Annotated in this window: 8 protein-coding genes; 4 read left to right on the plus strand and 4 right to left on the minus strand. The window is 42.7% G+C overall.

Annotation, left to right across the window (positions count from 1 at the left end; genetic code table 11):
• The 3 genes from IM456_RS23375 to IM456_RS16295 all read right to left on the minus strand — a co-directional run.
• Positions 1–56, minus strand: a 56-nt coding sequence (locus IM456_RS23375) for a helix-turn-helix domain-containing protein (RefSeq protein WP_072024880.1), incomplete at its 3' end; no start/stop codon positions are given.
• A 398-nt stretch (positions 57–454) separates the two neighbouring features.
• On the minus strand, positions 455–1255 hold the full coding sequence (locus IM456_RS16290; protein WP_287693924.1) for a PEP-CTERM sorting domain-containing protein: 801 nt from the start codon (positions 1253–1255) through the stop codon (positions 455–457).
• Positions 1256–2401: 1146 nt separating this feature from the next.
• Positions 2402–3034, minus strand: a complete 633-nt coding sequence (locus tag IM456_RS16295; protein ID WP_002785751.1) for an HAD-IB family phosphatase — start codon at positions 3032–3034, stop codon at positions 2402–2404.
• Between the two features lie 86 nt (positions 3035–3120).
• On the opposite strand from IM456_RS16295, the gene IM456_RS16300 reads away from it, so the two are divergent.
• Positions 3121–3939: a carbon-nitrogen hydrolase family protein gene (locus IM456_RS16300; protein ID WP_002733058.1), complete on the plus strand. Its 819-nt coding sequence runs from the start codon at positions 3121–3123 to the stop codon at positions 3937–3939.
• A 277-nt stretch (positions 3940–4216) separates the two neighbouring features.
• The gene (locus tag IM456_RS16305) at positions 4217–4666 is read left to right on the plus strand and encodes a DUF6933 domain-containing protein (RefSeq protein ID WP_046662100.1); all 450 of its coding nucleotides are present in this window, start codon (positions 4217–4219) and stop codon (positions 4664–4666) included.
• 213 nt (positions 4667–4879) lie between these two features.
• Here IM456_RS16305 and IM456_RS16310 read toward each other — a convergent pair whose 3' ends face one another.
• On the minus strand, positions 4880–6109 hold the full coding sequence (locus tag IM456_RS16310) for a tRNA nucleotidyltransferase/poly(A) polymerase-related protein (RefSeq protein ID WP_287693928.1): 1230 nt from the start codon (positions 6107–6109) through the stop codon (positions 4880–4882).
• A 94-nt stretch (positions 6110–6203) separates the two neighbouring features.
• On the opposite strand from IM456_RS16310, the gene IM456_RS16315 reads away from it, so the two are divergent.
• Complete coding sequence (locus tag IM456_RS16315) at positions 6204–6452, plus strand: Ycf34 family protein (protein WP_002795917.1); 249 nt, start codon at positions 6204–6206, stop codon at positions 6450–6452.
• Positions 6453–6562: 110 nt separating this feature from the next.
• Entirely contained in the window at positions 6563–6820 is a 258-nt protein-coding gene (locus IM456_RS16320) for a hypothetical protein (RefSeq protein ID WP_002739553.1), read from the plus strand.
• The last annotated feature ends 138 nt before the right edge of the window (positions 6821–6958 follow it).

Raw genomic sequence — 6958 nt, forward strand, 5'->3', positions numbered from 1 at the left:
AATAGCGACTCTTGTTCGGGTGTGGGGTAAAATCGAAACGAATAGGCTTTTTCCATACCTCACATTTTAGCATATATTTCGTAAACGATGCTCATATTTAACAGTAAAGCCGTCGTAGAACGACGGGGTTTCAGACCCAAATTTTCGATGAGACTCATACCAGTGTAGTTCAGCTTTGCGGATTTCTCCATTAGGAAATTGAACTAAGCCGACTCCTTTTAGCTTTCGCCATCGACGACCCCCAAACTGCGCTTTTAGCCTTCTGAGTTCACGAATAGAGAGGTTGACGGCGATAATCTCTATTTCGGTTAGTTCTCCAATCAACTCAAAGCCATTACCCATCTCATCATTCTAACAAAGATTAATAAAAATCTGGAATGTCTCCCAAAAAAGCGATCGCGCTCTATTGATAAAGTGCGATCGCTGCCAATTTAAGGCTAGATTTGCCAGTTTTTTATTTTAATTTGCGCTTCAAGGCTGCACCCGCACCCAAAGCACCGATGGCAAGTAAACCTAAAACTGAAGTAGGTTCGGGTGTTGTTGCTGGCGGGTTAACTTGCCCTGGAAGTCCAAAGCGCAGGCTATCAATGGCAAAACCAGCAGGCTCAGGACCGATGAGACTGAACTGCAAACCTGCAATTGCCGCACTGCCATCGCTAGTGACTAAACCCAGAAACTCAATGCCCGTGCCAGTATTGGATACTTGACCGAGAAATGAGCCATCTCGGGCAAAGGCTGTGATGGCAGTTGAGTTGGGAGCATCGAAGAAACCGCCATCTAACCCCACGCCAGCCATGTCTTTGTCAAATAAAATCGTTATAGGACCGTTAAACATGGGAGTTCCCGACAGCACCGGGCTATTGGGTGCTGCTCCATCATTGGTGATGAAAGTATTTGGGGAATTCGGATCTAGGGCTAGAGGGTTGGTAGGCGTACCGACAACACAGCCAGTAGCAGCACCACCGGGGCAATCTACTCCAGGGTTAGTAGACAAACCCTGGCCTTGATAGAAGCCACCAAAGGTAACAGTTGGTGCCGTCAAGGGATTGCCGCCGTAAGCCGCCGGAGTATAAGTAGGGTTGACCGTACCCAGACCCAATTCACTAAAGGTGATCAATCCTGCTTGAGGAGTGAAGGAACTCTGCGGAATTTGGACGACACTGACCGCATTAGCAGGAAAGTTACTAAGGGCGAGAAATGCTGCCGATCCAGCAGCAGCCGTTGAAAATTTTTTCAGCACAGTCGAAGTTTTCATACTCAGAAACTTTCCTCAAAACAAATAAACAAACAAATGTTCTGACTGACCTTTAAAGGAGAAGAACTCAAATTAAGCGACATTGGCAAGGGAGAAAGATTGATTTTTCCAAAATTGCCAATCACTAAATTTTAAGCTAGTTCCTCAATGACAAGACAGAGCCACAACTGGATTTTACCCCCCCCCCGATTTTGTCAAGCCTAAACCAACAAAAATTTACAATTATTTTTACCCTTGAGAGTAGGGTAGTAAAAAATAAAAAATCTTTGGTTCTTCGTTACCTGGTATGGTTCGATCGGGTGGCATAAATCGACTAAATTCTTATCTGGCAAGAGACTTAATTGATTAGTTCGTTCTAGATCGAAAACAATTGACAAATCTCGAAGCAATCTCTTTCTCTATAAGGGTTTCATCTCTTATAATCCCGTCCCTTGCATAACACAAACCGAAGAACCAAAATCTTGAATTAAGCGACATTGGCAAGGGAGAAAGACTGGTTTTTTCAAAATTGCCAATCACTAAATTTTAAGCTAGTTCCTCAATGACAAGACAGAGCCATAACGGGATTCTACCCCCCGATTTAGGGCAGCTTTGGTTGGATTGTTAGACGAATTTTAAACGTTTTTAAAATTGTCCCACCTGCTGAGGTAATCCTAAACAAAATCGCCGCTCTTTAAATCTAACTTTAGGTAGAAACCAGGTATTTCTTTCGATAGATTATAGAGACTTATATATATCTATATATAGATATATATAGATATATATCTATATATAGATATAGGTATAGATTACAATCGATAGATTTCTCGTTTCTAGGCTCTGCCTAGAAATGTTTAATGAGAGGCTCTGCCTCCTGAGTAATCTTTACAGAAGGCAGAGCCTTCAAAAATCATTCCCAGGCGGAGCTTGGGAATGAGACGGCGAAAATCATTGCCTCTTGCCTATCCTAACCATTACTTATAAGTAGGTAGGTGTTAAAAGTTGTCAGACACCCCCCTTATCAAGGGGGATCCCCCCGCCTATCGGCACCCCCCTTATCAAGGGGGGCAGGGGGGATCGGCACCCCCCTTATCAAGGGGGGCAGGGGGGATCGAACCTAAAATCTATGTTTAATTTAATTACAACCAGCTACTTAACAGCCAATCCCTAATCTCTCAATAACAGATATTCACGAATCTCAAAAAAGTTATCCCAAGGAATATAGGGTTGATTTTCCGCTTGCAGATAATCGATTAAACGATCCCTAGCAAAAACTAGATCGGCCTTTCTAGCCATGGTAATATCGGTAACGGAATCACCGATCGCAATAGTTTCTACTCCTGAATATTTGGCCATAATCAAGGCTTTAGCCACTAATTCCGTCTCATTTTCCCAATCGGAATGAACTTGCAAATATTCCCCTTGAGTATGAAGATTGACCCCATAAATTGCTGTCACCTTATCTAATAGTCCCTCCCGTTTTAAGACCGTTTCAATCATGCCTTGGATGCCACCGGAGATAATAATAAAAGGGATGGATTGCTCCTGTAAAAAAGCGAGGAATTCGGCTAATCCGGGGCGAATTGGCTTGCTTTCGGCATAGGCGAGAATATCGGCGTATTTTTGGCTCGGTATCGACTCTAGCAGTTGACGGACACCCCGGCGCAGACTGAGAGTGCGGGCGTACATTTGGGGCATAATTTGGGCCGATAAATCGGGGGCGAATTCTTTGAGCATACCCGCAAAAGTTTCCACGGCGGTGATAGTGCCATCAAAGTCACAGAAAACAATTTTACTCATGGGGTGACAAAATATCTGAAATTGGATATAATCGAAGGTTATGATTAATTTTACAGAGATTATCCGACTCTAGAGCTTCAACCCCCATGAAATCCTATCTCGCCGCCGCCATTCAAATGACCAGTCAGCCGGATTTAGAGAAAAATCTCGCTGCCGCTGAAGAGTTGATCGAACTTGCCGTGGGTAAAGGGGCGGAATTAATCGGTTTACCGGAGAATTTCGCTTTTATGGGGGCAGAAACCGATAAAATCGCCCAGGCTGAGACTATTGCTCTCAAAGCCGATAAATTCCTCCGCACCATGGCCCAAAGGTTTCAAGTGACCATTTTAGGGGGTGGTTTTCCCGTGCCGGTGACGGGTATTCCCGATAAGGCTTATAACACCGCTATTTTAGTCGATGGCAACGGTGCGGAATTAGCCCGTTATCAAAAAGTCCATCTCTTTGATGTCAATGTCCCGGATGGTAACACCTATCAGGAATCGAGTACAGTCATGGCAGGAATCGATTTACCGCCGATTTATGGCTCCGATAGCTTGGGCAAAATTGGCCTCTCGATTTGCTATGATGTGCGTTTTCCCGAACTCTATCGCTATTTATCGCAGCAAGGAGCCGATGTTTTATTTGTACCCGCGGCGTTTACAGCTTTTACAGGGAAAGATCATTGGAAAGTTTTGTTACAAGCGCGAGCGATCGAGAATACTTGTTATATAATAGCTCCTGCTCAAACGGGCAATAATTACGCACGCCGTTACACCCACGGTCACGCTATGATTATCGATCCTTGGGGTGTGGTTTTAGCCGATGCGGGGGAAGAAGCGGGAGTGGCAATTGCCGAAATTAATCCCCAACGTCTGCAACAGGTGCGACGACAAATGCCGTCCCTACAGCATCGTGTTTTTGTTTAAAATTCGATTCGACAATTTTAACGCCTAATTTTGGGATTTAACTCGGTTTTTTCGCGTAACATTGCTCCCTGATAACAAGGGTCGAATCTAAAACCTAATTAGTTAAGCTAAAAGCTTTGATGTACTGAGTTTCTAACCTTCTTTGCCAGATTCTCAGGGTAAGCTCATCTAATAAGGATGTAGTCGATTTATGCCACCCGATCAAACCATACCAAGTAACGAAGAACCAAAAATCTAGTTGGTTTATAATATTAAATAATTAACTTTATCTTTAGAGATGAATCTGATTTTATCAAGCAAAGCGGCCGAAAGACTTCAACGAGAAGTGCAGTCAAGAGAAGATTTTATCGCCGATAATAATGCTTGGCGAATTGATGTCCTCGATCTCAGGAAGAGAGGTATTTTTCTCATTACTCAGGAAAAGAGTTTATACACCTTAATTTCTTCGTACAAGCAGGGAATTAAGGGAATTATCGCTCAAATTACCACCATTGATCGGCATGAGGGCGATTCCCCTGAAATTCATTATCTCAAATCCGAGAATAGGAGTCTGGTAAGCTCCATGAATAACATGAAGAATTTAATCGCTAAATTAGATCAGTACAATGCGGTTGATAACGAAAGATTTGCAGAAATAATTAATCAGACTCCCTTTAAATATTTATCTTACCGTACCCCGACCGAATGTTACCAAAATCTCTTGAATCAATCGAAGGGAGTACAATAAAACGGTCGTGTTTTAATCTAAGGAGAAAACGCTCCCCAATCTTCACAGCTTAAAACTAAATAAATCTGAGTTTTGGATAATCTGAGTTTTGGATAAGTCAAAACCCTGAGACTCAATCCGAATCTAAAACTCTGATTAACATACAAAACTCTCCAAACTGTGAACAATTGCTAAGTCGGGTTGAGGCGACAAAACCCGACACAAACCTCACCATTAAGATAACTGCTGTAATAACTTTTTAGCAAAATCGATCGCTTCCTGAAAAACTGTAACTTTGCCTTCAATTTGGGCAATTTGTACCTCAGTTAATAACTTACCGATAATCGGACTGGGTTTCAGGTGTAAATGGTTAATTAAATCATCGCCCCTTAATAAAGGTCGGGGATGGGCGATAATATTATCGGGATCGAGATAGGAAGTCAACAGAGAAGCGACGATATTTTTGTTAATCCCCATCGATAGAGCAAAAAGGGCAAAGATAGGAAATACTTTTCCCGTATTTAGATAAATAAAATACTGTTCCCGCAGACTTAAATTATCTGCCTCCTTGAGAGGAGGTAAACACTTAATCACCGTGATTACCGTGCGAATTTCCCCTCTGGAATACTTGAGATCGATTAACTCTTTTTCCGCTTCTGCCAAGATATCCGATACCAATAGGGCCAATTTTGTCAACTGTAACTGAGAAGGGGAAAAGATAAATTTTTCTGGTAACAAAGATTCTAAAAATCCCGCTGCCGCTTCCACCCCCATAACTCGCTCCATTTTTGCGGGGGTAATCCGACGCAACCAGAGAGATAATAAGCCATCTTCCCAGGCACTTTTTAGCCATTTATTGCCACGGGAATTGAGCAAAAGGTAATTCAACTCGGATTGTACCCTTTCGGCGGCTACACGGTGCAATAAAGGGGCAAGAGAACGAATAGTTGCACGGGTATGGGGTTCGATCTCAAAGTCCAATTGAGCCGCTTGTCGATAGGCTCTTAATAATCTTAGGGGATCATCTTGGAGATTTTCGCGGGAAATCATCCGCAGGGATTGGCAGCCTAAATCTTTTAATCCCCCTAAAGGATCGAAAATTTCTTGGGTGTGGAGATTATAAGCAAGAGCATTAACGGTGAAATCCCGTCTTTTTAGGTCTATTTCTAGAGATTCTCCCTCCTGTTGTGCGAAATCAAGGGTTCCCTGGGGAAAAACGACGCGAGCAATTTGACGAACGGCATCTAAAACCACAAAACCCGCTTTATACTGATGGGCAATAGTTTGGGCAATTTCGATCGCTTTTTCGGGAACCACAAAATCTAGGTCAATATAGTCTTTCTGACGGTTTAATAAAGCGTCTCGCACAGCACCACCGACTAAATAAGCATTTTCTGGCAATTCTTGCTGATTAATCGCAAAAACTTCTTTAACTAAACTATCTAGGTTTTTTTGACAAGACATCGAGAAGAGCAATTTACAAAAATATAATTTTGACCGGCCCCATTTGGGGAGAGACTGAGCTAGATTAGCGGAAAAGACCTATAGAGTTAAACCTATGTGTATTTGTATTAACTGCTATTTTGTTGATCGCTGTCTCACCTATCATGCCGTAGAAACACAACATCAGGAACGTCATCTCACCGAGACACCGGACTTTGAAGCGAAGAACCCTTCTATTAACGTTAACATTCGCACCAAAGAAGATTATATCGAAATGGAGTGGGATGTGGTGGGTTGTGAAAGCTTTTTACGGGAAACCGGTAAATGGTCTAGTTTGCGGCCAGGTGAACCAGTTCCCACCTAAAACACCTGAACTACCCATACATATCTACTACAAGAGCCGAAAGTTAATCCACAAATATGTCTTGGACAGCCAACGATTCGAGGAATGCGTAATTTAAGAGCGAGGTATTTATGGATAAAGAAGAAGAACTACTTGAACAATGGCGAGAATTGACCCCGGAAAAGCAACAAAAAGTTTGGCAATTTGTTCAAATACTTAAATCTGAGTCACAAACAACACCAGAAGCTAAATTTATTCCCCAAACACCATTAAGCAAAAAGTTATGGGAAATCCGACATCGGGCGATCGCAGCTGGATTGCAACTGCTCAATGAAGATGAAATAGAACAAGAACTTGCTGCACGTCGAGGAGGGTGCAGTGAGTCGTGAAATTGCTGGCACTTACGGTTTAGCGGCGATGGATGCACTTCATGTTGCTGCTGCGCTGCAAATTCAAGCTGATGAACTAATCACCACCGAAAAGCCAACCAAACCAATGCACCGAGTCAGGGAAATTCAGATTGTTTC

Origin of the sequence: Microcystis sp. M079S1, from assembly GCF_020246425.1 — a bacterium.
GTDB classification, from domain to species: Bacteria; Cyanobacteriota; Cyanobacteriia; order Cyanobacteriales; family Microcystaceae; genus Microcystis; species Microcystis aeruginosa.